At 68.9% G+C, this 26,496-nt stretch carries 22 protein-coding genes; 13 read left to right on the top strand and 9 right to left on the bottom strand.

What is annotated here, in order from left to right:
* The gene (locus tag ACWPOC_RS23265) at window positions 1-858 is read left to right on the top strand and encodes an alpha/beta hydrolase family protein (RefSeq protein WP_455409391.1); all 858 of its coding nucleotides are present in this window, start codon (window positions 1-3) and stop codon (window positions 856-858) included.
* Here ACWPOC_RS23265 and ACWPOC_RS23260 read toward each other — a convergent pair.
* The 4 genes from ACWPOC_RS23260 to ACWPOC_RS23245 are packed head-to-tail and all read right to left on the bottom strand — an operon-like array spanning window position 844 to window position 5,361.
* Window positions 844-2,673, bottom strand: coding sequence for a TIM barrel protein (locus ACWPOC_RS23260; RefSeq protein ID WP_455409390.1), 1,830 nt, complete (start codon window positions 2,671-2,673; stop codon window positions 844-846). The genes ACWPOC_RS23265 and ACWPOC_RS23260 overlap by 15 nt on opposite strands.
* Window positions 2,673-3,539 carry a shikimate dehydrogenase gene (locus tag ACWPOC_RS23255; protein ID WP_268654355.1) on the bottom strand — a complete coding sequence of 289 codons (867 nt, stop codon included), beginning with the start codon at window positions 3,537-3,539 and terminating at the stop codon, window positions 2,673-2,675. The genes ACWPOC_RS23260 and ACWPOC_RS23255 overlap by 1 nt, the downstream gene beginning before the upstream one ends.
* Entirely contained in the window at window positions 3,536-4,006 is a 471-nt protein-coding gene (aroQ, locus tag ACWPOC_RS23250; protein ID WP_159417693.1) for a type II 3-dehydroquinate dehydratase, read from the bottom strand. Before aroQ ends, ACWPOC_RS23255 begins: the two co-directional genes overlap by 4 nt.
* The gene (locus ACWPOC_RS23245) at window positions 4,003-5,361 is read right to left on the bottom strand and encodes an MFS transporter (RefSeq protein ID WP_455409389.1); all 1,359 of its coding nucleotides are present in this window, start codon (window positions 5,359-5,361) and stop codon (window positions 4,003-4,005) included. The genes aroQ and ACWPOC_RS23245 overlap by 4 nt, the downstream gene beginning before the upstream one ends.
* Window positions 5,362-5,461: 100 nt before the next feature.
* Here ACWPOC_RS23245 and ACWPOC_RS23240 point away from each other — a divergent pair, with 100 nt between their 5' ends.
* Window positions 5,462-6,466 carry a LacI family DNA-binding transcriptional regulator gene (locus tag ACWPOC_RS23240; RefSeq protein WP_455409388.1) on the top strand — a complete coding sequence of 335 codons (1,005 nt, stop codon included), beginning with the start codon at window positions 5,462-5,464 and terminating at the stop codon, window positions 6,464-6,466.
* A 52-nt stretch (window positions 6,467-6,518) separates the two neighbouring features.
* Here the strand turns inward: ACWPOC_RS23240 and ACWPOC_RS23235 are convergent, their stop codons facing one another.
* Window positions 6,519-8,537, bottom strand: coding sequence for a prolyl oligopeptidase family serine peptidase (locus ACWPOC_RS23235; protein ID WP_455409387.1), 2,019 nt, complete (start codon window positions 8,535-8,537; stop codon window positions 6,519-6,521).
* Window positions 8,538-8,597: 60 nt separating this feature from the next.
* On the opposite strand from ACWPOC_RS23235, the gene ACWPOC_RS23230 reads away from it, so the two are divergent.
* Window positions 8,598-9,869, top strand: coding sequence for a wax ester/triacylglycerol synthase domain-containing protein (locus ACWPOC_RS23230; RefSeq protein WP_455409409.1), 1,272 nt, complete (start codon window positions 8,598-8,600; stop codon window positions 9,867-9,869).
* 30 nt (window positions 9,870-9,899) lie between these two features.
* Window positions 9,900-10,745: an SDR family oxidoreductase gene (locus tag ACWPOC_RS23225; RefSeq protein ID WP_455409386.1), complete on the top strand. Its 846-nt coding sequence runs from the start codon at window positions 9,900-9,902 to the stop codon at window positions 10,743-10,745.
* Between the two features lie 37 nt (window positions 10,746-10,782).
* Here the strand turns inward: ACWPOC_RS23225 and ACWPOC_RS23220 are convergent, their stop codons facing one another.
* A complete protein-coding gene (locus ACWPOC_RS23220; RefSeq protein ID WP_455409385.1) occupies window positions 10,783-11,073 on the bottom strand; it encodes a hypothetical protein in 291 nt (96 codons plus the stop codon).
* 181 nt (window positions 11,074-11,254) lie between these two features.
* Between ACWPOC_RS23220 and ACWPOC_RS23215 the strand changes: the two genes are divergently transcribed.
* The 5 genes from ACWPOC_RS23215 (at window position 11,255) to lpdA (ending at window position 16,369) form a co-directional block, all read left to right on the top strand.
* Entirely contained in the window at window positions 11,255-12,163 is a 909-nt protein-coding gene (locus ACWPOC_RS23215) for an ABC transporter ATP-binding protein (protein WP_455409384.1), read from the top strand.
* Window positions 12,160-12,960 carry an ABC transporter permease gene (locus ACWPOC_RS23210; protein ID WP_363886693.1) on the top strand — a complete coding sequence of 267 codons (801 nt, stop codon included), beginning with the start codon at window positions 12,160-12,162 and terminating at the stop codon, window positions 12,958-12,960. Before ACWPOC_RS23215 ends, ACWPOC_RS23210 begins: the two co-directional genes overlap by 4 nt.
* A gap of 26 nt (window positions 12,961-12,986) precedes the next feature.
* The gene (locus ACWPOC_RS23205) at window positions 12,987-14,222 is read left to right on the top strand and encodes a sensor histidine kinase (RefSeq protein WP_455409383.1); all 1,236 of its coding nucleotides are present in this window, start codon (window positions 12,987-12,989) and stop codon (window positions 14,220-14,222) included.
* Complete coding sequence (locus ACWPOC_RS23200) at window positions 14,219-14,857, top strand: response regulator (protein WP_268654346.1); 639 nt, start codon at window positions 14,219-14,221, stop codon at window positions 14,855-14,857. Before ACWPOC_RS23205 ends, ACWPOC_RS23200 begins: the two co-directional genes overlap by 4 nt.
* Window positions 14,858-14,965: 108 nt before the next feature.
* On the top strand, window positions 14,966-16,369 hold the full coding sequence (gene lpdA / locus ACWPOC_RS23195; RefSeq protein WP_059384716.1) for a dihydrolipoyl dehydrogenase: 1,404 nt from the start codon (window positions 14,966-14,968) through the stop codon (window positions 16,367-16,369).
* A gap of 74 nt (window positions 16,370-16,443) precedes the next feature.
* Here the strand turns inward: lpdA and ACWPOC_RS23190 are convergent, their stop codons facing one another.
* A complete protein-coding gene (locus tag ACWPOC_RS23190; protein WP_455409382.1) occupies window positions 16,444-17,121 on the bottom strand; it encodes a helix-turn-helix transcriptional regulator in 678 nt (225 codons plus the stop codon).
* A 180-nt stretch (window positions 17,122-17,301) separates the two neighbouring features.
* Here ACWPOC_RS23190 and ACWPOC_RS23185 point away from each other — a divergent pair, with 180 nt between their 5' ends.
* From ACWPOC_RS23185 to ACWPOC_RS23170, 4 genes are all read left to right on the top strand, one after another.
* On the top strand, window positions 17,302-18,114 hold the full coding sequence (locus ACWPOC_RS23185) for a class I SAM-dependent methyltransferase (RefSeq protein WP_174246998.1): 813 nt from the start codon (window positions 17,302-17,304) through the stop codon (window positions 18,112-18,114).
* On the top strand, window positions 18,114-18,446 hold the full coding sequence (locus ACWPOC_RS23180) for a cupin domain-containing protein (protein ID WP_159417702.1): 333 nt from the start codon (window positions 18,114-18,116) through the stop codon (window positions 18,444-18,446). The genes ACWPOC_RS23185 and ACWPOC_RS23180 overlap by 1 nt, the downstream gene beginning before the upstream one ends.
* A gap of 68 nt (window positions 18,447-18,514) precedes the next feature.
* On the top strand, window positions 18,515-19,612 hold the full coding sequence (locus ACWPOC_RS23175) for a ferredoxin reductase (protein WP_159417703.1): 1,098 nt from the start codon (window positions 18,515-18,517) through the stop codon (window positions 19,610-19,612).
* A 28-nt stretch (window positions 19,613-19,640) separates the two neighbouring features.
* Window positions 19,641-21,077: a fatty acid desaturase family protein gene (locus ACWPOC_RS23170; protein WP_455409381.1), complete on the top strand. Its 1,437-nt coding sequence runs from the start codon at window positions 19,641-19,643 to the stop codon at window positions 21,075-21,077.
* Between the two features lie 19 nt (window positions 21,078-21,096).
* On the opposite strand, the gene atzF is transcribed toward ACWPOC_RS23170, so the two are convergent.
* Window positions 21,097-22,851: an allophanate hydrolase gene (gene atzF / locus ACWPOC_RS23165; RefSeq protein WP_455409380.1), complete on the bottom strand. Its 1,755-nt coding sequence runs from the start codon at window positions 22,849-22,851 to the stop codon at window positions 21,097-21,099.
* The gene (gene uca, locus ACWPOC_RS23160) at window positions 22,851-26,492 is read right to left on the bottom strand and encodes an urea carboxylase (protein ID WP_455409379.1); all 3,642 of its coding nucleotides are present in this window, start codon (window positions 26,490-26,492) and stop codon (window positions 22,851-22,853) included. The genes atzF and uca overlap by 1 nt, the downstream gene beginning before the upstream one ends.
* Window positions 26,493-26,496: the final 4 nt, after the last annotated feature.

Raw genomic sequence — 26,496 nt, 5'->3', positions numbered from 1 at the left:
GTGGAGACCGTACCGATCCAGCTTCCCGGGGGCACCACGGCCCCGGTGCGCCTCTTCGCGGGACCCGACCACGAGCACGAGACACGTCGCGACGCCTCCCGCGCCGTCGTGGTGATCGTGCCGGGGCTCGGCATCCCGGCCGGTTACTACGAGCCGTTCGCGCAGGCGATCACCGAGCACGGATTCGACGCGGCGATCTGTGAACTGGCCGGCCAGGGCGACAGCCGTCCGAGGCCCGGACCCGACAGCACCTACGGCTACCACGAGATCGTCGCGACGCACTTCCCCGCTGTCTTCGAGGTGGTGCGGGAGCGCTTCCCCGACTCGACGCCGTACCTTCTCGGCCACTCCATGGGCGGCCAACTCGGGGTGCTCTACGCCGCGCGCATCCGCGGCCGGCTCGGCGGACTGATCCTCGTCGCCTCGGGCACGCCCTACTACCGCCACCACGCGGGCATCCGCGGACCGGGACTGTGGCTCGGGTCGACGGCGATGTCGCTGACCGCCGCGGTGGCCGGTTTCTGGCCCGGCGACCGCATCGACGTCGCCGGTTTCGGCCGGCAGTCACGCGTGCTGATCTCCGACTGGGCGCGACTGGCCCGCACCGGCCGGTTCGAACCGGCCGGTGCGGACATCGACTACGAGGAACGGGTCGGGCGTCTCACGCTGCCCGTCCTGTCGATCACGATCGAAGACGACGACCTCACCCCGGTCGCGTCGGCGCAGCACCTGCTCGAGAAGCTGCCCTCCGCCGACGTCGCCCGGTGGCACAATCTGCGGGTACTGGGCCACAACGGATGGATCCGCGACAACGACGACACCGTAGCGACGATCGTGGCCTGGCTACGAGACCGCTGATCCTGCGCGGGCAGCAGCGGCGAGCCGGACGTGCGCGTTGGGGGAGCCGTATCCGGTGTAGCCGCCGCGCCGGTCGAGGAGTTCGACCTGGAAACCGCCCTGCACCGGGAGTGTGTAGGCGTGCAGGAATTCGCCGCCGTCGTCGTTGCGGTCGTAGAGCAGTCCGTTGTCCTGCAGGACGGTGAGCAGGTCGGGGTCGAGCACGAACCGCGCGTCGAGATCGGCGTAGTAGTTCGCGGGCGGCCGGAGGAACTCCACGCCGCGCGCACGTGCGTGCCGTACCGCGTCGACGACGTCGGCCGTGGCGAAGGCCAGCTGGGTCACGCCGTGCGGCTGTGGCGCAGCACCGGTCTCGGAGACGTTCAGCGCGACCCGCAGGTCACCCTTCTCCGCGCGCAGTGCGCGGATGCGCAGGCGGCCCTGCGGCTGGATGTACTCCTCGGGGTCCTCCGGCCGCAGTCCGAACAGCGTGCGGAAGAACGACAGCTCCTGGTTCAGATCGTCCGCCGCGACCGTCACGTCGACGTGGTCGAGACCGAGCCACCCCTCGTCGGCCATGGAAGTGCCCGCGGCATCGTCGGACACGAAGTCGTTGTGCCAGTCGTCGGGCTGCCCCGGCTCGGCGCTGACGAAGACGTGCAGTCCGGAGGGGGAGGTGATGCCCGGCAGGCCTGCTTCGCCCTCCCCTCGGGTGCGGTCGACCGCGGGCCACAGCAGGCTCGCGGCGCGTTCGGCCACCGCGGCGACGTCGGGGGCGACGAGACCCAGCGCGGTCGCGGCGGGGCCCGGCGCGGGCTCCTCGTTGAGGACGATGTTCGCGCCGCCGTTGCGCCACCACACGACGGGCTTGCTGCGGTGCCGGCCGGCGACGTGGAATCCGAGTCCGGTGAGCAGTGCCGGGTAATCGGAGCGGTCGGGGTCGGCGAATTCGACGAACGCCGCGTCGGTCCGCGCCGGAAGCGGCGGTGCGACCGTCACCTTCTCGCGTGCGGGTCCGGTGACCCGCGTACCGAGCCGGTCCTCGAGGAACAGCAGCGACCGCATCGCGTCGCGCGCGGTCACATGCGGATCCGCTTCGCGCACCACGTCGCTGAAGACCTCGAGCGAGAGCGGCCCGTCGTAGCCGGCGTCGAGCACGGCCGCGACCACCCCGGAGACGTCGAGCATGCCCTGCCCCGGGAAGCACCGGAAGTGGCGGCTCCATTCGAGGACGTTCATGTCGAGCACCGGGGCGTCGGCGACCTGCAGGAAGCCGATGCGTTCGCCGGGGATACCGGCCAGGGCGCGTCCGTCGTCGCCGCGTGCGAGCATGTGGAAGGTGTCCACGGCCAGCGTCACGGCCGGGTGGTCGGCGCGTTCGACGAGATTCCACGCCTGCCCGACCCGGTTGACGTGACGTCCCCAGGCGAGGGCCTCGTAGGCGAAGGTGACCCCGTGCGAGGCGGCGAGATCACCGACGGCGCGCAACTGTTCGGCGGACAGTCCCGGATCGTCGATCGCGGTCGGCAGCGCGTTCGAGCACGCCAGGAAGGTCGTCGCGCCGAGCTCGTTCATCACCTCGAGCTTGCGGCGGACACGGTGCAGGACGTCGGGGAACCGCCGCGGGTCGACGCCCTCGATGTCGCGGATCGGCTGGAACAGGTCGATCGACAGACCGAGATCGGCGCAGCGCCTCGCCACCTCGGCGGGTGACAGCGGCGAGGCGATCAGGTCGTTGTCGAAGATCTCGATCCCGTCGAATCCTGCAGCGGCGATCGCGTCGAGTTTGTCGGCGAGAACACCGGAGAGCGAGACGGTGGCGATTCCGCGGCGCATCAGCTGGTCAGCTCCTCGAAGTGTCGGACCATTCGTTCGGCGTCGGGTTCGACGCCCGTGAAGTACTCGAAGGCACCCACGGCCTGGAAGACGGCCATGCCGCCACCGGGCACCACGCGGCATCCGCGGGAGCGGGCGAGGTGGATCAGTTCGGTCTCGAGCGGGAAGTACACGACGTCGGAGACCCACAGGTCCTCGCGGACGAGCTCGGCGGGGACGGGCAGCCCGGGGTGGCCGGTCATGCCTGTGGGGGTCGCGTTGACCAGACCCTGCGCCGAGGCCAGCGCCCCGGCGAGATCGGTGGTCGCGCGGACCCGGTCGTCGCCGAAGCGCTTGGCCAGGCGGGTCGCGCAGGCCTGCGCCTTCTCGACGTCGACGTCGACGATGGACACGTGCGCGGAGCCCTGTTCGAGCAGCGCATACCCGACGGCCGAACCGGCACCGCCGGCCCCGACCAGCACGGCGCGGTCGGAGACGGCCTCGGGCAGCCGGCGGCGGAACGCACGTCCCCAGCCGGACCAGTCGGTATTGCGGCCGAGTGCGCGACCGTCGCGGAACACCACGGTGTTGACCGCTCCGAGATCGTGGGCGTCGTCGGACAACTCGTCGAGCAGGGGGATGACGACCTGCTTGAAGGGGTGCGTGATGTTGAGCCCGTCGAAGCCGAAACGCTGTGTCCAGTCGAGCATCTCGGCCAGGTTCTCGGCGCCGTAGCCGAGACGTTCGGCGTCGACGAGGCGGTAGGTCAGGTTCAGTCCCGAGGCGAAGCCTTCCCGTTCCTGCATGGCCGGGGTGAGCGAACCGCCGATCCCGGCGCCGAACAGGCCCAGCAGGAAGGACGTACGTGCGGGCGCTGCGGTGGTCATCGGGAGCTTTCCTTCTTCTCGGTATCGAGTGCGAGCGCGGCCAGGTGACGGACGGCGAAGTCGTATCCGTCGGGGCCGCATCCGGCGATCACGGCCTTCGCGACGGGAGCGACGAACGAGTGGTGCCGGAACTCCTCGCGGGCGTGGACGTTGGTCAGGTGCACTTCCACGATCGGTGCCGCGACGGTCACCAGCGCGTCGTGCAGTGCGACCGAGGTGTGCGTGTAGGCCGCGGCGTTGACCACGAAACCGGCCGCCGATTCGCGGAGTTCGTGGACGGCGTCGATGAGGGCGCCCTCGTGGTTGCTCTGCCGGAAGTCGATGTCGAAGCCCAGGTCGTCGGCGGTGCGGCGGCACGACTTCTCGATGTCCGCCAGCGTCGCGGTGCCGTAGAGATGAGGTTCACGCGTGCCGAGCAGGTTGAGATTGGGTCCGTTGAGGACGGCGATCGTCGGACGAACACTCACGATGCCGCTCCGGCGGGGACCGGCGCGGTGTTCCGATCGTGGGGGAGCAGGCCGATCTCACGGGTGGGGATCTTGTGGGTTCCGGACGGTCCGGTGGCCACCGCGATCAGCGAGATGGCGACGGCGCCGACGCAGAACAGGGCCACGCGGTACCAGTTGTCGGCGTTGCCGTCCATGAGCGACCCGGCGATGGCCGGGGTGAAGCCGGCGAGCGCGAAGCCGAACTGGGTGCCGATCGCCATGCCCGACAGGCGGACGCTGGTGGGGAAGTACTCGGCGTAGGTGGCGGGCCACACCGCGTTCGGCATGCTGTAGATCACGCCGGCGAGCAGGATGCCGGTGACGAGCACGAGCGGCACGTCGCCCCGGGAGATCGACCACAGGAAGGCCGTCACCATGACGGCGCTGCCGATCAGGCCGGTGACGAAGACCGGCTTGCGGCCGATGCGGTCGGACAGCAGGGCCCACATGGGGATGGTGCCCACGGCGATGATGTTGGCGACGATCGCCAGCCACAGCATCGTGGTGTCGCTGATGCCGATGCCGTACTCGTCGGCCGTGGCGAAGTTGAGGGCGAACACCTGGAAGGCCGTGTTGACCATGGCGATGAAGGCTGCGAAGAAGACGCGCAGGACGCCGGTCCAGTGGTGGCGGAAGAGCACGGCGAGCGGTGCCTTGGGTGCCTCGTCGTGCGCCTTCTCGGCGTGGAACTCGGGGGTCTCGTCGAGGCTGCGGCGGATGAGGAAACCGACCAGCACGATCACGGCGCTGATCCAGAAGGGCACACGCCAGCCCCACGACTGCAGCTGCTCCTCGGACAGGAGAGCGATCACGGGCAGGAACATCAGCGGTGCGAGCACCTGCCCGCCCTGCGTGCCGCTCAGCGTCCAGCTGGTGAAGAAGCCGCGTCTGTCGTCGGGGGCGTGTTCGAACGACATGGAATTCGCGCCGGCCTGCTCACCCGCGGCCGACAGGCCCTGGAGGAGTCTCAAGGTGACCAGCAGGATCGGCGCGAGCATGCCGACCTGCCCGTAGGTCGGCAGGCAGCCGATGAGGAAGGTCGAGACACCCATGAGCAGCAGCGTGCCCACAAGGATCAGCTTGCGGCCGAAACGGTCGCCGATATGTCCCATCAGGACGGAACCGAAGGGGCGCGCGACGTAGGCGACGCCGAAGGTCGCGAGCGACGCGACGGTCGCGACCGCCTGGTTGCCCTCCGGGAAGAAGATCTTCGGGAAGACGAGCGCAGCGGCGGTGCCGTAGATCGCCAGGTCGTAGTACTCCAGTGCGCTGCCGCTCCACGCGGCGAGGGCCGCCTTGCGGGGCGTGCGCTGCACCGTGGTGTTTTCAGTCATCGGATGCCTCGGGGGTGGGTCTTCAGTATCGGATACACGGACGTTATGGGTGTGGCGCAGCCCACGGCAATCGTTTGCCATTTTTTGCCATACTGTCCGTATGTCGGCCTCTCCGCGTTCCCGGAAACGCGCCACCATCACCGATGTGGCCCGCGAGGCGGGGGTCGCGGCGTCCACGGTCTCGCGCACGTTCACCAACCCCGGCCGCGTCAACGCCGCCACCCGCGACCACATCCTCGAGGTCGCAGACCGGCTCGGCTACGCACCCAACCCCGCGGCCCGTGCCCTCGAATCGGGACGCACCAACACCCTGGCGCTGCTCGTCCCCGACATCACCAACCCCTTCTTCTCGGGCGTGATCAAAGGGGCCGAACGCGCCGCCGTCGCCTCCGGCCGGACCCTCGTCCTCGCCGACACCCAGGAGAGCGCGACCACCGAAGCGCACATCATCCGGCGGCTGGGGCCGGCCGTCGACGGTTTCGTCCTGGCGGCCGCCCGCATGCCCGACGACGAACTGCGGCGCGTCGCCGAACTCGACGCCGTGACCCTGGTGAATCGGGCGATCCGCGGAATCTCCTGCGTCGTCGCCGATTACGAGACGGGCACGCGGCAGATCGTCGACCATCTCGCGTCGCTCGGGCACCGCTCGTTGCTGTTCCTCGGCGGTCCGCCCGAGTCGTGGTCGGGAGCGCGGCGCTGGGCGGGTCTGCAGGCCGCGGCGCAGGCCCACGGCATCGCGGTGCGTCGCTTCGGTCCCTACTCTCCGACGCTCGGTGGCGGTGCCGCCGCGGCCGACGCCGCCGTGGCGGCCGGTGCCACCGCGGTGGTGTGCCACAACGACATGCTCGCCATCGGCGTACTGCGCCGGATGCGGGAACGCGGGGTGTCCGTGCCGGAACACGTGAGCGTGGTCGGGTTCGACAACATCTTCGGCTCCGACCTGTGCCAGCCGTCGCTCACCACGCTCGCCGAACGCACCGAGGACGCCGGGGCACGCGCCATCGAGATGCTCGCCCGGCAGGCCTACGAGCGGGTCGCGGTGGCCGACGAACTCGTGCTCCCGACGCAGCTCGTCGTCCGCGAGTCCACCGGACCGGCGAGATGAGGGAGGTTATGTGCGTCTTTCTCGACGAAAACGCACACGACCTCCCCGAAGTTCACCGGTTCGCGAGCTTGTCGGCCAGGAAGGTGAACGTCAGCGCCGACTTGAACGCTGCCTGGGCGTTGTCCGCCGCGCCGCCGTGGCCGCCCTCGATGTTCTCGTAGTACCGGACCTCGTGACCCTGCTCCTCGAGCCGCGCCACCATCTTCCGCGCATGGCCGGGATGCACCCGGTCGTCGCGCGTCGACGTGGTGACGAGGATCGGCGGATAGTCGGCGTCCGGGTCGGTGTTCTGGTACGGCGAGTACTTCGACAGGAACTCCCACTCCGCGGGGTTGTCGGGGTCGCCGTACTCGGCCATCCACGACGCACCGGCGAGCAGCAGGTGGTAGCGCTTCATGTCGAGCAGCGGCACCTGGCACACGATCGCCCCGAACAGTTCGGGATAGCGGGTGAGCATCACGCCCATGAGCAGACCGCCGTTGCTGCCGCCCTGGGTGCCGAGCTGCTCGGCCGTGGTGATCCCACGGGCGACGAGATCCTTCGCGACCGCGGCGAAGTCCTCGAAGACCTTGTGCCGGTTCTCCTTCAGGGCCTGCGTGTGCCAGGTGGGTCCGTACTCGCCGCCACCACGGATGTTCGCGATGACGTAGGTGTAGCCCTTCTCGAGCCACGCCCGTCCGACGCCGCCGCTGTAGGCCGGCACCATCGAGTTCTCGAACCCGCCGTATCCGTACAGCAGTGTGGGCGACGGGGTTCCGGTGTTGCTGCCGACCACGAAATAGGGCACCTGCGTGCCGTCGTCGGACGTCGCGAAGAACTGCTCGACGGTGATGCCCTCGGCGTCGAAGAACGACGGGGCCTGCTTGATCGCCTCCACCGGGCCGCCGACCGTCCCCGACAGCAGGGTCGCGGGGATCGTGAAACCGCTGGAGTTGAGGAAGAAGTCGTCGCTGTCGAGCGGATCGACGTCGATGATCGAGGTCGACGTGGCATCGGGGATGCCGGGCAGCTCCTCGTCCGACCAACCGTCCTCGCCCGGCGTGAGCACCCGCACGCGGGTCTGCACGTCGCGCAGTGTGACGACGAGCAGGTGGTTCTGCGTCCACGCGTACTGCTCGAGCGAGGTGTGCTCGTCCGGGGCGAACAGCACCGTCACCTCGCGCGACCCGGCGAGGAAGGCCGGATAGTTCGCGGCGAGCAGCGTGCCGGCGGGATGGCCGAGCCATTCGGAGCGGGTGCGCACGAGCAGGTGATCGCGGTACACGCTGACCCGCGCATCGTCGGGAACATCCAGTTCGACGAGTTCGCCGTCCTCGGTGAGTTCGAAACGCTGCGCCCGGTAGAAGTCGATCGCGCGGTCGACGAAACTGCGCTCGTAACCGGGAGTGTTGTCGTACCAGGCGGAGACGGCGACATCGGTGCGCTCACCTTCGAAGACCGTCTCGGCCGCCTCGATCGGAGTGCCGCGCCGCCATTTCTTCGCGAGTCGCGGATAACCCGAGTCGGTGAGCGACCCGTCGCCGAAATCGCTCCCCACGTAGACGGTGTCGGCGTCGATCCACCCGATGTCCGTCTTCGCCTCGGGCAGTTCGAAACTGTCCGGGCCCGAGACGAATCGTCGCTCGACGAGGTCGAACTCGCGGATCACGCTCGCATCGGCGCCGCCGCGCGACAGGCTGATGAGCGCGCGGGTCTGATCGGGCCGCAGCACCTGGGCACCCGACCACACCCAGTTCTCGCCCTCCTCCTCGGCGACGGCGTCGAGGTCGACGAGGACGTCCCATTCGGGTTCGTCGCGCAGGTACTGCTCCATCGTCGTGCGACGCCACAGGCCGCGTACGTGCTCGGCATCCCGCCAGTAGTTGTAGAGGTACTCGCCCCGCCGACGCGCATAGGGGATACGGGCGTCGGTGTCGAGGATCTCGCGGATGCGGGACTCGAGGTCGGTGAAGCTCTCGGTGCGGGTGTACTCCTCGACCGTTCGGTCGTTCCGGGCACGCACCCAGTCGAGTTGTTCCTCGCCGGTGACGTCCTCGAGCCACAGGTACGGATCGGTCGTGTCGTCGCTCATGATCCATTCATACCCGCCCCGCACGTGCCTCGGGGGCAGGCAGACTGTGACCTCGTGCAGATGCATCCGTCGGACGCGCGCCGGGAATGGCTCGGCGACCGTATCCCGGGCGACCTGTTCGCCCTCTACTGTTTCGACGCCCCCGCGACTCCGCTCGCCGACGTGCTCGACGAGCTGCGGTCGCGGGCCGCGGTGATGGGGGAGCTGCAGGTACGGATGGTCGAGGTACCCGCGGGTCTCGACTATCCCTACTGGGCAGCGCGCACCCCTGCAGAAGACCGGTTCGTCGTCCACGAATCCGGCAGCTACGAACAGATGCTCGACGCGCTGTCCGGTCTCGTCGCGACCCGCGTCGACGTCACCGTCTCGCCGTGGCGACTACACGTCTTCCCGCAGGTCACGGGCGCTCCGCGTGGGGACGGTCCCGCCCTCGTCGTCGTCCTGCAGATGTCGCACGCCTTCGCCGACGGGGTGCGCACCTCGGCGCTCGCCCGCGACCTGCTGGCGGGCACCGCGAGACTCACGACACCGCCGCGTGCCCCGTCGCCCGTCGGGATGCTCGCGCGTGCCGTCCTGCGGCTGTCCTTCTCGATCCCGCGGGTGATCGCCGACGGACGACGGGAGGTGGAGGCGCAGCGTCGGCTCGCCGACCCGTCGATTCCGCAGCCCACACCGGGGAGGCCGCTGGTCGCCGTGAACACCGCGCCCGGACCGCGCCGAACGGTGCGCACACTCGTGTTCGACGCCGTCGATCTGCGCCGCGTCGGCACGGTCACCGTCGGCGCGCTCACCGCGATCGGCGCCGCCCTGTCGCAGTTCCTCGGCGTCGACGAACTGTCCGCAGAGGTGCCGGTCGCGGTGGCGCCGGGCACGGCCCGCAACAGCTACCGCAATGTCGGCGTCGACCTGCACTGCGCGATCCGCGACCCGCACGAACGTGCCGCGGCGATCGCCGCCGACCTGGCGTTGCAGCGGATCCGCGCGCGGCACCCCGCCATGGCGATCCGGGCCAGCACCGACGACCACGTCCCGGCGCCGCTGCTGCGATTCGGTACCGACCGCCTCGACCTGTCCGCCGTCCCACCCACCGTCACGGGCAACACCGTCGTGTCGAGCGTCGACCGCGGGCCGGCAGACCTCGAACTCGGCGGTGGACGGGTGCGGTTCACCTCCGGCTTCCCCGGCCTGTCGCCCGTGCAGGCACTCACCCACGGCGTGCACGGGATCGGCGACACCGTGACCCTGTCGGTGACGACCTCCCCGGACGTCCTCGACGCGGCAGGTCTCGCTCGGTACGTCGCCCTGCTGCACGAGGCGGTCGCCTCGCTGTAACGTGCCCCGAATCCAACGATGGAGGGGCACATGGCGGTATATGCGGTGACGGGTGCCGCGTCGGGAATGGGCCGGGCGAGCGCGGAGCGGTTGCGGGCCGCCGGGCACACGGTGATCGGCATCGACCTGAAGGACACCGAGGTCACGGCGGACCTGTCCACCCCGGAGGGCCGTTCCCACGCCGTCCGGGCCACGCTCGAGCTGGCAGGCAGCCGTCTCGACGGTGCCGTGCTCGCCGCGGGCCTGGGCCCCACCCCCGGCAAGGAGAAGATCATCGCGCAGGTCAACGTGCGCGGCGTGATCGACCTGCTCGTCGGCTGGCGAGCGGCTCTGGCCGCCTCCGCGAACAGCAAGGTGGTGGTGTTCGGGTCCAATTCGACGACCACGACTCCCGGCGTGCCGAACTCGGCGGTGAAGGCCTTCCTCGCCGGCGACATGGACAAGGGCGTCGCGCGCACCACGCGCATCCCGCAGGCGGGTCCGCCGTTCACCTACGCGGCGTCGAAGATCGCCGTGACGCGATGGGCGCGACGCGCCGCGGTCACCCCCCAGTGGGCGGGTGCCGGCATCCGCCTCAACATCCTCGCGCCCGGAGCGATCTCCACCCCGCTGCTCGACGCGCAACTCGAGAGCCCGCTCAAGAAGGCGGTGGAGAGCTTCCCCGTTCCGCTCGGGGGCTTCGGGAAGCCCGAGGAGATCGCGCAGTGGGTCGAATTCATGCTGTCGCCGGCAGCGGACTTCATGACGGGCAGCGTCGTGGTGGTCGACGGCGGGACCGAGGCGTACTTCCGTCCCGACGACTGGCCGGTGCGGGTCCCGTTCCGGTCGATCCCGCGTTACCTGCTCGGTATGCGCAGGTTCGGGCGCCGCAAGTGAGGGTCCGCGCAGTGCGGACCCTCACCGGGCTCCCGTATCAGGCGAAGTAGTCGCCGAATCCGTAGATCGCGTCGAACGCGCTGGTGGGCAATACATCCACTGCGTTCACGCGGTAGGACGGGTACGAGTTCTGCATCAGGTCGCGCACGAACCGCAGGGCGTGGATCGCGTCGACGGCGTCGACGGTGATCGTGAGCTGGGCACGGCCGTTGTCGCTGCGGCCCACCGCCCCGTGGTGCGGGACGATCGGTTCGATGAGGTCGACGGTCTCGTCGTCGGTCAGGCGATCGAGGTCGGCGTCGAGTTCGATCATCGCGTTGTATTCCATGTGTGTTCTCCCGTGTCGAACACCCGAGCGGCCTCGCGCCGCGCGGGTAGGCCTCGACGGGAAACACGCACGGCGACATCATGCCCGACCCGGACGACCCTCGCCATCATCCGATCGGGGGACATCCGATAGCGACGGTCGGAGGATGTGCGCGACCGGTACTCCGCGCGACGCTCGATGCATGCCGATCGTCGAAGTGAACAATCTGCACAAGTCCTACGGAGGTCGCGCCGTCGTGGACGGCGTGAGCTTCGAAGTCCACGAAGGTGAGATATTCGGGATCCTCGGCCCGAACGGGGCCGGGAAGACGACCTCCGTCGAACACATCTCGGGTCTTCGAAAACCCGACGAGGGCACCGTCCGCGTCGCCGGCCTCGACCCGGTCCGCGACCACCGGGCCGTCACCGAACTGCTCGGCACGCAGCTGCAGCAGAGCGAGCTGCAACCGAAACTGACCGTGCGCGAGGCGCTCCGGCTGTACGCGGCCTTCTACGCCCGGCCCGTGGACGGCGATGCGCTTGCCGAACGCCTCGGCCTGGGCCGCATGCTCGACACCCGGTTCACGAAACTGTCCGGGGGCCAGAAACAGCGGTTGTTCATCGCACTGGCACTCATCGGTTCACCGCGCGTCGTCGTCCTCGACGAGCTCACCACCGGACTCGACCCGCGTGGACGCCGTGATACCTGGGAACTGATCGAGGAAGTGCGCGATTCCGGCGTCACCGTCCTGCTCGTCACCCATTTCATGGAAGAGGCGCAGCGCCTCTGCGACCGTGTCGCGGTCTTCGATTCCGGGCGCATCCGTGCGCTGGGGACCCCGGCCCAGCTGATCGGGCAATCGTCCGCAGCGATCGTCGTCTCGTTCCACCCGTCCGGTCCGCTCGACCAGGCACTCCTCGAGGCCCTGCCCGGCGTCGTCTCCGTGCACACCACCCGGGAACGGGTGGCCGTCGAAGGCAGCGAGGAGTCGATCCACGCGGTACTCGCCCTGTTGGGACGCCTCGGCGTCACGGCCGAACGCCTCCGCATCGCCGAAGCGACCCTCGACGATGCCTACCTCGATCTCACCGACAGCAGGAGCACGTCATGACCGACCCGACCGTCCGCACCCGGCTCGTCGAGACATCGACGACCAGCGCCCCGGCGCTGTCCGCCTCGACCGCCGTTCTGCGTACCGAGGCACGATTGTTCACACGGGAACCCGGGGCGCTCTTCTGGATCCTCGTCTTCCCCACGCTGTTGCTCGTGATCCTCGGCATGATTCCCGGTTTCCGGGAACCGGATCCGGAGCTCGGTGGTCTGCGGGTGATCGATCTGTACGTCCCCGTGGCGATCCTTGTGGCGATGATCGTGGCCGGTGTCCAGACGATGCCCGCGGTGTTGTCGTCGTATCGCGAACGGGGCATCCTCCGCAGGCTCGCCGTGACCCCGGCGAATCCGTCGCACCTGCTGACCGCGCAGATCGTGGTGCACGCGATCGCAGTCCTGGCGTCGGTGGTCCTCGCGCTGATCGTCGGTCGGGCGGCCTTCGGAGTCGCCTTCCCCGCCCAGCCCTGGGGATACGCATTCGCGGTACTCGTCACTCTCGCTGCGGCACTGAGCGCGGGAGCGACACTGGCTGCGGTGGCACCGTCGGTGCGGATCGCCCAGACGCTGGGCACGATCGTGTTCTTCCCGCTGATGTTCAGTGCGGGCGTGTGGCTTCCGGTGCAGGCGATGCCCGAGCTGCTGCGGAGGATCGTGGAGCTGACACCCTTCGGTGCCGCAGCGCAACTGCTCGACGAGACCGCCGCGGGCGACTGGCCGAATCTCGGTGGGCTCGCGGTCGTGGTGTGCTGGACCGTCGTCCTGACCGGCGTGGCGATCCGGTGGTTCCGTTGGCAGTGACCGCGTCGACCGTCATCCTGGAAGCCATGACGGATTCGACGACCACCGACGATCCGTGGCAACGGACCTACAGATGGGCGCCGGTGGGGATGCTCGCCACCGGCACCGTCCTGTCCGTCGGCACCGCGACGTTGTTGATGAGTCCCGTCGAGCGGTACACGGCAGCGGTGCTCACCGCGGTGGCGGTGGGTCTGGAACTGTGGCGGGGCCGTCGCCGTCGGTCGATGCCGGAGGGCGACGCGGTCTACTACCTCCTCCGGTCCGCCCTGGCGTTCGTCCTGAGCTGGCTCAACCCGTTCTTTGCGATCTACGCGGCCTCCGGTTACTTCGATGCCCACGCGATGCTGCCGGACCGTTGGATCCGGTTCGGGCTGCTCGTCACCGCCGTGACGGTGGCGGGTTCGCAGGCGGGCGGTCTGCCGCCGGAGGACACGACCATGTGGATCGCGTTCGGGCTCCTCGTCGTGCTCAACGCGTCGATCTCCATGCTGATGATGAGGCTCGCCGAACGCGACGAGCAACGCAGTCTCGAACGGCTGGCTGCGATCGCCGAACTCGAACGCACCAACGTGCAACTCGAGAACGCGCTGTCCGAGAACGAGGCTCTGCACGCGCAGCTGCTGGTCCACGCTCGGGAAGCGGGGATCGACGACGAGCGTCGCCGACTCGCCGCGGAGATCCACGACACCCTCGCCCAAGGCCTGGCCGGGATCGTCACGCAGCTGCAGGCCGCGCAGGACACCACCGACCCGGAGGCGGCGCGGCGCCACGTCGAGAGGGCGACGGACCTCGCCCGACGCAGCCTCGGCGACGCCCGTCGTTCGGTGCGCAATCTCGCTCCCGAGGTACTCGAACACCGCACGCTCGACGACGCGCTCGCCCACGAGGTGGCGAAATGGTCCACCGAACACGGAATCCGAGCCGATCTCACGGTCACGGGTTCCTCGGAACCGCTGCACGACGACATCGGGGTGACGTTGTTCCGGATCACCCAGGAGGCGCTCGCGAACGTCGCGAAGCATTCCTCGGCGTGCCGCGCGGGTGTCACGGTGTCGTACATGGACGACGAGGTGAGTGTGGACATCCGGGACGACGGGTGCGGGTTCGACCCGACCGTGAACGCGGGCGACGGATTCGGGTTGCGGGGCATGCAATCCCGTGCCGACCGGATCGCCGGTGTCGTGGACGTCGAGTCCGAACCGGGAGTGGGGACCGCAGTCTCGGTGCGGGTGCCGCTGATCAGGGCGGGGAGGGTGTCGTGAGGGGAGGGGGCGAGATCACCGTGCTGATCGTCGACGATCACCCCGTCGTGCGGGACGGCCTGCGCGGGATGTTCTCGGCCTCCCCGGAATTCGACGTGGTCGGGGAGGCCGCCTCCGGTCCGGAGGCCGTGGCGCTCACGCTCGAACTCGATCCCGATGTGGTGCTCATGGACCTGCGGATGCCGGGAGGCGGGGGAGTGCAGGCGATCACCGAGCTCGTCGCACGAGGTGCGCGCAGCCGCGTCCTGGTGCTGACGACCTACGACACGGATGCCGACACCGTTCCCGCGATCGAAGCCGGCGCGACCGGCTACCTGCTCAAGGACGCTCTGCGCGACGACCTGTTCGCCGGGGTGCGGGCCGCGGCGGAGGGGCGGGCCGTGTTGTCGCCGGTGGTCGCGTCGCGGTTGATGAACCGCATGCGGACACCCACCGTCCCGCAGACGCTCAGCGCCCGGGAGCGTGAGGTGCTGGCGCTCGTCGCGAAGGGCACCTCGAACCGGGCCATCGCCCAGGAACTGTTCGTCAGCGAGGCGACCGTGAAGACCCACCTGGCCCACGTCTTCGCGAAGCTCGAGGTGAAGGACAGGGCAGCGGCGGTCGCAGCCGCCTACGACCGGGGGATCCTGGGTTAGCCGAACGCCGCGCGCCGATACACGGCCGATCACCGGATCCGGTAGCTACCGGCCGGTAACCAGACCATCGGCAGACACCGGAATCGGGCGGGACTACCCTGTATATCCGTGACCTCACACTATGACGTCGTTGTCCTCGGAGCCGGTCCCGGTGGGTACGTCGCTGCTATCCGCGCGGCACAGCTGGGACTGAGCACCGCCATCATCGAGCAGAAGTACTGGGGTGGTGTCTGCCTGAACGTCGGCTGCATCCCCTCGAAGGCGCTTCTCCGCAACGCCGAGCTGGCACATCTCTTCAACAAAGAGGCCAAGACCTTCGGCATCTCGGGAGACGTGTCCTTCGACTTCGGTGCCGCCTACGACCGCAGCCGCAAGGTCGCGGACGGGCGCACCAAGGGCGTGCACTTCCTCATGAAGAAGAACAAGATCACCGAATACGACGGTAAGGGCTCGTTCGTCGACGCCAAGACCATCGAGGTGGCCCTCACCAAGGGCGGCACCGAACAGGTGACCTTCGACAACGTCATCATCGCCACCGGTTCCGTCACCAAGCTGCTGCCGGGCACCGAGCTCAGCGACAACGTCGTCACCTACGAGGAGCAGATCCTCACCCGCGATCTTCCCGAATCCATCGTCATCGTCGGTGCCGGTGCCATCGGCATGGAGTTCGGCTACGTCCTGAAGAACTACGGGGTCGACGTCACCATCGTCGAGTTCCTCGACCGTGCACTGCCCAACGAGGACGCCGACGTCTCCAAGGAGATCGCCAAGGCGTACAAGAAGCTCGGCATCACCATCAAGACCGGTGCCGCCGTGCAGAAGATCTCGGACGACGGCTCGAAGGTGACCGTCGAGATCAAGGACAACAAGTCCGGCAACGTCGAGACCGTCACGGTCGACAAGGTGCTGCAGTCGGTCGGCTTCGCGCCGCGCGTCGAGGGCTACGGCCTCGAGAACACCGGCGTCGAGCTCACCGACCGCGGTGCCATCGCGATCGACGAGCGCATGCGCACCAACGTCAAGGGCATCTACGCCATCGGCGATGTCACCGCGAAGCTGCAGCTCGCGCACGTCGCGGAGGCGCAGGCCGTGGTCGCGGCCGAGACCATAGGCGGTGCCGAGACCCTCGAACTCGGCGACTACCGCATGATGCCGCGCGCGACCTTCTGCCAGCCGCAGGTCGCCTCCTTCGGTCTCACCGAGGAGCAGGCGAAGGCCGAGGGCTACGACGTGAAGGTCGCGACCTTCCCGTTCACCGCCAACGGCAAGGCGCACGGTCTGGGCGATCCCAACGGCTTCGTCAAGCTCATCGCCGACAAGACCCACGGTGAGCTCATCGGCGGCCACCTCATCGGCCCCGACGTCTCGGAGCTGCTGCCCGAGCTGACCCTGGCCCAGAAGTGGGACCTCACGGTCAACGAGCTCGCGCGCAACGTCCACACGCACCCCACTCTCAGCGAGGCGCTGCAGGAGGCCATTCACGGTCTCGCAGGACACATGATCAACTTCTGAGGATGCGGGGCCGACCCGAGGCCCCGCGTTCACCCTTCTTCCGTGTGGGCGGATCCCCGCTCGGATGTACCGGCTCAGCCCGTGACGACCCGACCGTCGTCGCGGGCTGACGTCGTTCCGTCCTTCTCCGGGCGCAGCACCAGCTGAACGAGACAGTTACCGTCCTGCGGGTCGGGCCGGACGTCGACGGCGTAGCGGCTGCGCAGCAGGTCGGCGTGGTCGTCGAGGACGCGCTGGATCAATCCGCGCTGGATGCCGCGCACCACTTCGGGATTCGTGCGGGCGATCTCCGCGAGCGGGCACGTGCACAGCGTGAGGCTGTGGGTGCCGAAGGCGTTCGTCGCGCTCTGCGTCTCGAAACCCAACTGCTGCAGAGCGTCGATGACGAGCGTGCCGGCGTCGACGGTCGGTGCGGGTGCCAAGGCGAGCATGCCCGCCCAGTCCGAGCCCACCTCGAACGCCTTGTCCTCGCGCTCGCTCGGGGTGCCCCCGATCCGCGCGGCGAGCAGCGCGACGAGATCGGTGTAGGACGGTTCCTTCACCGCGACGTAGCCGAGGCGAGGGCGCCCGACCCGCTCGGCCGGAAGTTGCCGGGTGCGGACGAGACCTTCTTCCTCGAGGCCTGCGAGATGGAAGCGGACGGTCGTGACGTGCAGGTCGAGCGTGGCGGCGAGGTGATGGGCGTCGACCGGGCCCGAGGACTCCCGCAACAGTCCGAGAATCCGCTCGCGTTGCTTCACCCGCCGTGCCAAGTCCGCTCTCCCGTCGCGCCCGCGGTGACTCTCAGGTGAGGGTCACCTTATTGAAAGGAGGAAAATCCTCTATAGTCGGCGCCATGGAGGCGACGACCGACTCACCGTCCACGTTACGGCCGTCACGGAAGAGCCTCGGAACCGTGGCCACCCTTGCCCTCGCGAGAAGGAGTGCAGAACATGGCGGACAAGCACGCATCGGAAGACGCTCTGCCCCTTTCGGATAGGGACACCGCCCACCTGCCGGGACACTGGCTGCTCGCCCGCCTGGGCAAGCGTGTGCTGCGGCCCGGCGGCAAGGAACTGACGGCACGCGTGCTCGCCGACGCGCGATTGCACGGCGCGGACGTCGTCGAGTTCGCGCCCGGCCTCGGCCGGACGGCGCAGGAGATCCTCGCGTACTCGCCCGGCAGCTACATCGGCGTCGAATCCGACGAGACGGCAGCCGAACTGACGCGCAAGGCCATCGCCGGTGGCGGCAGGGTGGTCAGCGGCGAGGCGTCGAAGACCGGACTCGACGACGAGGTCGCCGACGTCGTGGTCGGCGAGGCGATGCTCACCATGCAGACCGACAGACACAAGGTGGAGATCGTGCAGGAGGCCCGCCGGGTGCTCCGGGCGGGCGGTCGGTACGCCATCCACGAACTCGCGATCGAACCCGACGAGGTCGACGACGAGGTCGAGACCGAGATCCGCAAGTCACTCGCGCGCTCGATCAAGGTCAACGCCCGCCCGCTCACCGTGGCGGAATGGCGGAGCCTGTTCGAGAAGAACGGATTCGAGGTCGAGAAGATCGGTTTCGCCCCTATGGCGCTGCTCGAACCCAAGCGCATCCTCGCCGACGAGGGCCTGCCCGGCACGTTGAAGTTCGTCCGCAACGTCCTTCGCGACTCCGACGCCCGCAGGCGGGTGCTCCGGATGCGGTCGACGTTCACGAAGTACAAGAAGCATCTGGTCGCGATCGAGATCGTCGCCACGAAGAAGGAAGCGTGATGAGTACACAGCAGGTCGAGGGCAAGCTCACCCGTATCGAGGGGCTCGCGGAGCTCAATGCGGGTGAGGGGAGCGGGCCGCGCATCGAGAAGCTCGCGGCGGTCACCGGTGCCACCGTGGTACGTCTGTCCTTCCTCGCCGGGCAGACGATGGACGACCACAAGGCCGGCGCTCCGATCCTCGTGCAGGCCGTCACCGGGGACATCTCGTTCAGCACCGCCGACGAGACCGTGTCGCTCGTGCCGGGTACCGCCGTCCACGTCGATGCCGGCATCGTGCACCGTCTCGTCGCGAACGCCGATTCCGTGGTGCAGCTGACGATCCTGCGCTGAGCTGTCACCGATCCCACATCGGCGACGAATGTGCACGTGAGGTGTGCGCGCCCGCGTAGTGTTGCGCCATGGCGGAACGCGGCGCTCGCCCACACGTGCACCCGGTTCGGAGATGGTTGCTGCGCACGGTGCGGCACCTGTTCACACCTCTGCGGCCCGACGACTATCTCGAGATGATCAACCCGCTCTGGACGACCCGCGAACTGCGCGGCCGTGTGGAACGGGTCGTCCCCGAGGGTGGTGACGCCGCATCGGTGCTCATCCGTCCGGCCTACGAGTGGCGCGGACACGAGCCGGGCCAGTACGTGCGGCTCGGGGTGATCATCGACGGGGTCTACCACTGGCGGGCGTACTCGCTCACCTCCGATCCCGATCCGGTCGACGGGCTCATCAGCGTCACACCCAAACTCGTCGAGAACGGCGTGGTCTCGCCGTACCTGGTCCGCAAACTCGAGCCCGGCGACATCGTCCGCCTCGGTGAGGTCGAGGGCGTGTTCACCCTGCCCGACCCACTGCCCGCGAAAATGCTGTTCATCAGCGCGGGCAGCGGGATCACGCCGATCATGAGCATGCTGCGCAGCCTCGACCACCGCGACCGCATCGACGACGTCGTCGTCGTGCATTCCGCCCACACCGAGGACGAGGTGATCTTCGGCTCGACCCTGCGCGACCTCGACGATCGGCATCCCGGACTGCGTCTCGAGCTGTGGCTCAGCGGCGACCGCGGCCGCATCACCCCCGCCGACCTGGACGATCTGTGCCCCGACTGGCGCGAACGTGACGCCTTCTGCTCGGGCCCGCGCGACCTGCTCGACGCCCTCGAAGAACACTGGGACGAACACGGTGATCCCGAAAGATTCCACCTCGAACGTTTCCAGCCGATCATCGGTGGGAATGCCGGGAGCGGCGAGGGCGGCACCATCCACTTCCTCGACAGCGAGAAAGAGGTGGAGTGCGACGGGGGAACACCCATCCTGGTCGCAGGCGAGAACGCCGGCCTGAAGTTGCCGTACGGCTGCCGTATCGGCATCTGCCACACGTGTGTCGGAACGCTGAAATCCGGGCAACTCCGGGACCTGCGGACCGACGAGGTGAGCGAGCCCACCGGGGCTGCGGTGCGTACCTGCATCCACACCGCGGAGGGCGACATCGAAATAGAACTGTGAAGCAACCGGCTTCGAAGCAGGGGGCGTCGTGACGAGAAGCATCGACAGGACCGATACCGGGACGCGGGAACCACAGAGCCCGCTCGCGCATCTGAGCGACGACGATCTCGAGCAGATCGCCAAGGAATTCGACGCCATCCACGACGAGGTGTACTCGAGTCTCGGCAACAAGGACCGGCAGTACATCAAGAACGTCATCGCCGCGCAGCGTCAGCTGGTCGTCGCGGGGCGGGTATTGCTCTTCGCGTCGTCGTACAAGCCCGCATGGGTGGCCGGGACGGCCTGTCTCGGAGTGGCGAAGATCCTCGAGAACATGGAGATCGGCCACAACGTCATGCACGGCCAGTGGGACTGGATGAACGATCCGGACATCCACTCGTCGGTGTGGGACTGGGACACCGCCTCCACCGCGGAGGCGTGGAAGCACTCGCACAACTACATCCACCACACGTTCACGAACATCCGCGGTCTCGACAAGGATCTCGGCTACGAGATCATGCGGATCGACCCGCACCAGAAGTGGCACCCCGTCTATCTGGCGCAACCTCTCTACAACGCGCTGCTCACCGTGCTCTTCGAATGGGGTGTGGCGCTGCACGACCTCGATCTCGAGGCGTTGTGGGCCGGCGAGAAGTCGACAGGTCAGGTGATCGAGGAGCTGAAGGGCATCTTCGGCAAGGCCCGTGCGCAGTTCGTCAAGGACTACGTCGGCTGGCCGCTGGTGAGCGCCGCGCTGTTCGGTCTCGCGCAGGTCGCGCTGCAGGGCCGGTTGCCCCAGCCGAAGACCTCGCGTCTGGGTCGACGACTGCGATCGATGAGCAAGGGGCCGATGGGCAAGGGCCGGTCCGGAAAGTTCCGGACCGCAGCCCATCTCGCCGACCGGTATCTGCCCGGCGTCGAGAAGACCTTCCTCGCGACGGTTCTCGCCGACATCACGGCCAATATCATCCGCAACGTGTGGGCGCACGCGATCATCTTCTGCGGGCACTTCCCCGACCAGACCTACACCTTCTCGAAGAAGGAGGTCGAGAACGAGTCGCGCGGAGGATGGTACGTGCGGCAGCTCGTCGGCGCCGCGAACATCGAAGGCACCCCGCTGTTCCACATCCTCAGCGGCAATCTCGGATACCAGGTGGAGCACCACCTGTTCCCCGACATGCCGAGCACCCGGTACGCGGAGGTCGCGCCGAAGGTCAAGGACATCTGCGAGCGCTACGAACTTCCCTACAACTCGGGCAGACTGGGCAAGCAATGGTTCATGGTGCACCGCACCATCGCCCGGCTCGCGTTCCCGGGCGGCAAGCCCCGTCCGAAGCCCGGACCGTATCGTCGTTCGCAGGACCCCACCGGCGGTCCCGTCCCCAGCGAGGCCGCACGGTTCCGCGACCGCCTGCCGGCGGACCACCCCGACGCCGGACCGGAACACGAGGGCGGCGGCGTGAAGGTCGATCCGCCACCCCGCTGATCACTCCGGAGCCTCGGAGTCAGGACGCCCGGTAGGCCTTCCAGCCGCCGAACTCGGTGATATCCACCGCGTCGGCGGCTGCGTCCTGCGTGCACCCGAAACCGACGACCCACCGTCCGTCCGCCAGTTCGACACTCGTCAACGTCATCGGGGCGGGCAGCGCAGCGAGGAACCGGCCCAGACCGGCCTCCGACAACCGGAACAGTTCACCGACGATCGCGGCGCCCTCGCCCGGTGCGTGACGCACCAGTCCCGGCTTCGGCGGCGTCGTGTTCAACGCGGCGAGGCGGTACGCGTCGGAGGTGTACACCTCCTCGACGAAACGCGCCCCGAGTTCCTCGAGCTGGAAGTGCAGCGGCTGACCGCTCAGGTGTGCTCCGAAGACCGCGAGTTCGACGCCGGACTCGACGACGCGCGGCGCATCCACACCGTTCAGCGCGGCCGCGACGTCCACGGCTACCTGGTCGCCGAAGGCCGAAACCACGACCATGACCCCGAACGGCTCGCCGGCCGCCGTGGGCGCGCCCGGAACGGCCACCGCCGCCATGTCCAGCAGGTTGCAGAAGTTCGTGTAGGTGCCCATCCGACGATTGATGGTGATCGGATCGGCCTGCACCGCGGCGATCGTCGGATGTTCCGTCGTCGTCGGGAGCAGCAACCCGTCGAACCCGGCGAGCAGTTCACTCGCGAACGCCTTCACGTGGGTGAGGGTGTCGAGGTCCTCGACGAGTTCGTAGGCGGCGGGCTTCTTCGCCCCGGCGACGATCGCGGCGACGGTGGGATCTGCGCCCGCCGGTGCGGTCGACAGGAACTCGCCGACGGCCGCGTAACGCTGGGCCACGACGGCACCGTCGTACAGGAGCAGGGCCGCGTCGAGCAGCGGTGAGACATCCACTTCCGCGATCTCGATGCCGGACTCGCGTGTCGCGGCCACCGTGCGGGTGAAGGCATCGCGGTATTCCTCACACAGCGCCTCGAGGTCCTCGGCGCGCGGCACCGCGAGGCGCAGGGTGTTCGGCGCGGCGAGTCGCACATCCGCGGGCCAGGCCCTGCTGCGCGGGTCGCGGGGTTCGGGTCCGGCCATGATCCGCATCGCGGTCGCCGCCAGGTCCAGCGACGTCGCGAAGACCGTGAGGCAGTCGTAGTCGACGCAGGCCGGGACCACACCGTGCGCCGGGATCACGCCGAGAGTGGCCTTGATGCCGACGATTCCGTGCAGCGCGGCGGGGACGCGTCCCGAACCGGCCGTGTCGGTGCCCAGTCCGATGTCGGCGATGCCGAGCGCCACCGCGGCCGCCGAACCCGAACTCGAACCACCCGAGACCTTCTCGGGATCCCACGCACACCGCACCGCCCCGTAGGGGCTGCGGGTGCCGACGAGACCGGTGGCGAACTGGTCGAGATTGGTCTTGCCCAGCACGACGGCGCCGGCGGCGACCAGACGCTCGACACCCGAAGCGGTTTCCTCCGGGACGTACGCGAACTCGGGACATGCCGCGGTGGTGGGGATTCCTGCGACGTCCACGTTGTCCTTGACCGCCACGACCAGACCGGCGAGAGGAAGCGACTCACCGGCGGCGACCCGCGCGTCCACGGCGGCGGCGTCGGCGAGGAGATCGTCGGCGCTGCGCAGCGTGATCCACACTTCGGGTCGGTCCACCTCGTCGATGCGGCCGAGTGCGGCACGAACGCGATCGGTGGCGGACACCCTCACCGAGGGGGCGGGCGCCGTGAATCCGACACCCGGGTTGTCGAGGGTACTGCCGATGCTCATCAGACTGCTCCGATCACGAGAAGGGGGGTCCCGGGTGCAACCTTCGTGCCCGGGCTCACGAGAACTTTCAGGACCGTGCCGGTGGTCCCCGACGGCACGGGCATCTCGAGCTTCATCGCCTCGAGGATCACCGTGGTGTCCCCGGCGGCGACGGTGTCGCCCTCGGCGACCTCCACGCGCCACACGTTGCCGACCATCGGCGCCTCGACGACGACGGCGCCGGGCGACATCCCGGCGAGGGGGTCACCGACGGTGGACACCTCGATCGGTTCGCTGTCGACGCGGTCGAACTCTCCGGCCTCGAGCCAGGCCTGCTTCTCCGCGTCGAACGCGCGGGACTGCGCGGCATGGAAGGCGTCGATGGAGTCGGCGTTGTCCTCGAGGAAACGCAGGTGGTCGGCGAGAGCGAAGGTGCCGTCGGAGATGTCTGCGTCGAACCGGCCCGCCTTCGCCGCGGCCCGGTGTTCGAGCAACTGCTCGGGCGTCACCGCCTCCCAGACGATGCGGTCGAAGAACCGGAACAGCCACGGCTTGTCCTCCTCGAACGGCCCCGTCTGCCGGTAGCCCGACCAGATGGGGATCGTCCGTCCGACCAGCTGGTATCCGCCGGGCGATTCCATGCCGTAGACGCACAGGTACTTGCCGCCGATGCCCACCGCATCGGACGGCGTCCACGTGCGGGCCGGGTTGTACTTCGTCGTGACCAGCCGGTGCCGCGGATCGAGCGGAACGGCCAGGGGCGCACCGAGATAGACGTCGCCGAGACCGAGGACCAGATATTCGGCGTCGAAGACGGTGTCGCGGACCTGCTCGACCGAGTCGAAACCGTTGATGCGCCGGATGAACTCGGTGTTCGACGGGAGCCAGGGCGCCTCGTCGCGCACCCCGCTGCGGTAGCGCGAGATGGCCTCGGCGATGGACGGGTCGTCGAACGACAGCGGCAGCCGGACGGTGCGGCTCGGCACCACCAGATCGCGCGTCGCGGGCAGTTCCGTCTCGAGATCCTGCAACACCCCGAGCAGGCGGTACTGCGGCAGCACGCCGGGATCGAAGTGGATGTGCAGCGAACGCACCCCGGGTGTGACGTCGACGATGCCGGGCAGACGCGTGGCGGCCAGCGCCTCCGACAGTGCGTGCACCCGCATACGCAGACCGAGATCGAGCACCATCTCGCCGTATTCGACGAGGATGTTGTCGTCGCCGCCGCGCAGGTACACGACCTCGGGATGGTCCAGGAACGGCTCGATGCGACCGAGGCGCCCACCATCGGGTGCGCTCTGCCGGGCGACCGGCGGGAGGTCGGCGCCGCGGGCCGCACTGTTGCGCAGTTCGACGGCCCCCTCGTCGGTGACCGGCACGAACCGCAGCGAGTCGCCGGGGCGGATCTGGCCGAGCTTCCACCGGTGGCCGGAGACCACGGTGAGCGGGCACGCGAAACCACCGAGGCTCGGACCGTCCGGGCCGAGCAGGATCGGGGTGTCGCCGGAGACGTTGAGCGCGCCGACGCTGTACGGATTGTCGTGCAGGTTCGACGGGTGCAGACCGGCGTCGCCGCCGTCGGTGCGCGACCAGGTGGGCTTCGGGCCGTCGAGCCGGATGCCGGTGCGGTTGGCGTGCGTCTGCACCGTCCACGTCGCGTCGTAGAACTGCTGCAGGTCGTCGGCGGTGAAGTAGGCCGGGGCCGGCTGCGGGCCCTCGGTCACCGCGAGATGCCAGGTGTGCCCGAAGGCAGGGCGGATCCCGGTGGGGGCCGGCGCCGGATCGGTGAGTGTCTCGCCGGACACGAGACCGAGCACGTCGCCGGTCGCGAGCGCCCTGCCGGTCGGCCCACCGAAGCCGCCGAGCGTGAACGTCGAGGCGCTGCCGTGATAAAGCGGCACGTCGAGTCCGCCGCGGACCGCGACATAGGTGCGCAGGCCGGCGTCGACGGGGGCGGCGACCTCGAGAACGGAGCCGGCCGGGACCTCGACGGGCTCCCACATCGGCACCGGCACACCGTCGACGGTGACCTCGGCGGGGGCGCCCGTGACACACACGATCGTCGGATCGGAGAACTCGAGGCGCGGGCCGAGCAGGGTGCATTCGAGACCGGGTGCGCCCTCGGGGTTGCCGACGGCGACGTTCGCGGCGCGGAAGGAGAGATCGTCCATCGGGCCGGACGGCGGAATCCCGACCTCCCACAGTCCGATCCGCCCCGGGAAGTCCTGGACGGTCGTCATCGTGCCGGCGCGCAGCACGTCGATGCGACGTCCGGCAGGGGGGATGTCCGCCAGCGTCGTGGTGACATGCTCCGCGTCGAGAACCGTTGCCTCGGAGCAGATCCTGCGCAACTGCGACAGGTTCGTCTGCACGCCGTGGATCCGGGTGTCGTCGAGTGCCTCCGCCAACCCGGCGAATGCTGTGCGCCGCGACTCGCCACGCACGATCACCTTCGCGAGCATCGGGTCGTAGAAGGTGCCGACCTCGGTGCCCGTGTCCACCCACGTCTCGATACGGGTGTGGGCGGGGAACTCGACGTGGGTGAGCAGACCCGCGCTCGGCCGGTGGTCGCGTCCCGGATCCTCCGCGTACACACGGGCTTCCACGGCGTGCCCGGTGATCTCGGGTCCGGAATCGGGCAGGCCGCCCAGCATGCTGTCGTCGCCGCGCGCGAGACGCAGCATCCACTCGACGAGGTCGACGCCCGTGACCTCCTCGGTGACCGGATGCTCGACCTGCAGTCGGGTGTTCATCTCGAGGAAGGACACCTCGCCGCGGTCGACGTCGTAGACGAACTCGACCGTGCCTGCCGATCGGTACCGCACCGACGACGCGAGAGCGCGTGAACACGAGAGCATCTGCTCGACGATGTGGTCGGGGAGGTTCGGCGCGGGCGCTTCCTCGACGACCTTCTGGTTCCGGCGCTGCAACGAACAGTCGCGGGTGCCGAGGCTGATCGTCCGGCCGTGCCCGTCGCCGAAGACCTGCACCTCCACGTGCCGGGCGCGGGGGACGAACCGTTCGAGGAAGACACCGGAGGACGAGAAGTTCGCCGTGGCGAGCCGGATGACCCGTTCGTACGCCCCACGCAGGTCGTCGGCGCTGTGGCAGGCCTGCATCCCGATACCGCCGCCCCCGCCGACGGCCTTGAGCATCACGGGATAGCCGATGTCCTCGGCCGCGGCGAGCGCGTCGTCGAGCGAATCGAGCAGACCGCTACCGGGGACGAGGGGCGCGCCCACCGCGCGGGCGGCCTCACGGGCGGTGTGCTTGTCGCCGAAGACGCGCAACTGGTCGGGGGTCGGCCCGACGAAGGCGATTCCCGCCCCTTCGCAGGTAGCGGCGAATTCGGCGTTCTCCGAGAGGAATCCGTAACCGGGATGGATCGCTCCCGCACCGGTGGCCAGGGCCGCCTCGACGACGAGATCGGCCCGCAGGTAGGACTCGGCTGCGGGAGCCGGGCCGAGCCGGACCGCGAGGTCGGCGAGTTCGACATGTGCGGCCGCTGCGTCGGCGTCCGAGTAGACCGCAACAGTCTTCAGACCCAGCTTGTGCGCGGACCGCATGATGCGGCACGCGATCTCACCGCGGTTGGCGACCAGCAGGGTGTCGAAGGCGAAGGTCGAGGGGACCGACGCTTCTGTATACGTCTTTGTGGACATGGCT

Source organism: Rhodococcus sp. 5G237, from assembly GCF_053764735.1.
Note: the sequence above shows the minus strand (reverse complement) of the source record. Positions and strands in the feature narration are given on the sequence as shown.